The 2,351-nt window shown below is 64.5% G+C and carries 2 protein-coding genes; one reads left to right on the forward strand and one right to left on the reverse strand.

The window, feature by feature from the left end; genetic code table 11:
- Positions 1–1,580: cytochrome P450 (locus VEJ16_15100; GenBank protein ID HYB10993.1), on the reverse strand; the 1,580-nt coding region annotated here is incomplete at its 3' end.
- Positions 1,581–1,759: 179 nt separating this feature from the next.
- On the opposite strand from VEJ16_15100, the gene VEJ16_15105 reads away from it, so the two are divergent.
- A partial coding sequence (locus tag VEJ16_15105) for a 3-deoxy-7-phosphoheptulonate synthase (protein HYB10994.1) occupies positions 1,760–2,351 on the forward strand: 592 nt, incomplete at its 3' end.

The raw sequence follows: 2,351 nt of genomic DNA on the forward strand, positions 1-2,351 counted from the left end.
ATCGCGAGGATCGGGGTGATGCCGATGCCGCTTGCAAAGAAATGGTACCGCTGCGCCGGCTCCATCGCGAAGTTGTTGCGCGGATAGCGCACGCGCGCGCGGTCGCCGACCCTCATCTTGTGGATCGCGTCCGACCCGCCACGACCGGCCGCCTCGTGCAGGACGGCGATGCGCCATGCGCGGCGATCCGCCGGATCGCTGACCAGCGAATAGGAACGCGTGATTTCCCCGGGCAGCACGACGTCGATGTGCGCGCCCGCCGTCCACTCGGGCAGCGACATCCCTTCAGGAGCCCGCAACTCGAGCTCGATGATGCGTTCGGCCAGCGGCGTGATCGCGCCGATGGTTATGGCAACTTCCTTGTGGCCGGCGCGGATGCTGGTTCCCGTCGCGGCCGTCGAGCGCGCAGTGAACTTCACCGGAAGCTTCGCCGGTCCAAGGTGCGTCCACGTGCTGAACTCGGGCTCGCCCATGACGACGAAGGAGTCGGTCATCGAGAGCAGCTCCTCCACCGCCATGCGCAATTGGGCCCGAGCGAGCGACGCCCCCACGCAGCGATGAATACCGTACCCGAATGCGATGTGTCGGTTGGGCTTGCGATCGAAGTCGACGGTATCGGCATGCTCGAAGGCGGCGCTGTCACGGTTGGCCGCCGCTACCATGAGGGCGACTTTGGACCCCTTGGGAATGTGCCGCCCCGCGATCTCGACGTCGTGCGTCGTCCTGCGGCCCACACCACGCACCGGAGTCCAGACGCGAAGAAGCTCTTCGATCGCCTGCGGGATGAGCTTGGGCTCTTCCCTCAAGCGCTTCTGGTCCGACGGCGTCGAAGCCAAGTAGCGGATGATGCTTCCGAGCGAGTTGGTCGTCGTGCCGTGACCCGCCTGCAGGAAAAGACGAATGACACCGGCGACGTCCTCATGCGTAAGCGCGCGTCCGCCCACCGGCTCGTTCAGCAGCGCGCTGATGACGTCGTTCGGATCGTAGGGGGTCTTGCGCCGGGCATCGATCACCTTGTCGATGTACGCGTAGATCTCGTCGTTGGCCTGCTTGTGCGCAATGGCGTCCCCCGCGGCACCGGCATGGATGATCCTGTTGACGATGTTCTTGATTGTTTCGCCGTCCTCGGGGGAAATGCCGAGGAAGATGCACTGCACCTGGATCGGCATGAAAAAGGTGAACGACGCGACGGCATCGGTCTCGCCCAGGGCGATGCAGCGACCGAGAAGGTCTCGCGCCGTGCGGCGTATCACCGGCTCGAGCCGGCGTATGCGGTCCGGTGTGAAGAACCGATTGAGCAAGTCACGGAAGTCGCCATGGACGGGAGGGTCGACCTCGACCGGTGCCCGCGGGGGCCGATCCGGACCGGCCGCATCCGGAATCGTCGCCTTCGCGCTGCTGAACGTCGCGACATCGAGCGCCGCCTTCGTGACGTCCTCGTAGCGGGTCAACGCGAAGAACCCGCCGAAGCGGTCGCTCCATGCCACCGGACACTTTGCCCGCAACTGCGCATGGATCTCGGTTGGGTCACCGTGATGAACGGGATCGAGAGGATCCCAGTCGGAATTGGGCGTCGACATGTCGCTCCGTGCATTGACGGAGAATGCGAAAGTATGCCGAGCCGGCGCGTTTCCCGTAGATGCATTTTCTTAGTCGAGAGTAAGCGGAACTAACGCGCCTCGCATGGCCAAAGGTCTCGAAAAATTGCCCCGACCCGTTAGAATCGACAGCCCATAAGTCATCGTGATGAGTCGCGCCCATGACGAATCAATTGCCGAATGCGGGTGGCGAAATCCGCAACGACGACCGCACCTCGCATACCGACGACGAGCACGTCGCCGATATGGTGCTGCTGCCGCCCCCCGAGCACCTCATCCGATTCTTTCCCATCGAGGGTTCGGCCATCGAGGCGCTGGTTGCTGGAACGCGCGCACGCATCCGCGACATCCTGCGCGGCATCGACGACCGCTTGCTCGTCGTGGTCGGCCCCTGTTCGATCCACGATCCGGCGGCGGCCCTCGAATACGCGCGCCGGCTCGCCGGGGAGCGGCGGCAGATGGCGGACACGCTTGAAATCGTGATGCGCGTGTACTTCGAAAAACCGCGCACGACCGTCGGCTGGAAGGGGCTCATAAACGACCCCTATCTCGACGAGACCTGTCGCATCAGCGAGGGTTTGCGCATCGCGCGGCAGCTCCTCATCGACATCGCCAAGCTCGGGGTGCCCTCGGGCAGCGAGCTCCTCGACACGATCTCGCCGCAATACATCGGCGACCTGATCGCGTGGGGCGCGATCGGCGCGCGCACGACGGAGAGTCAAATCCATCGCGAGCTCGTCTCCGGGACTTCCG

The organism is Alphaproteobacteria bacterium (assembly GCA_035625915.1).
Taxonomy (GTDB): domain Bacteria; phylum Pseudomonadota; class Alphaproteobacteria; order JACZXZ01; family JACZXZ01; genus DATDHA01.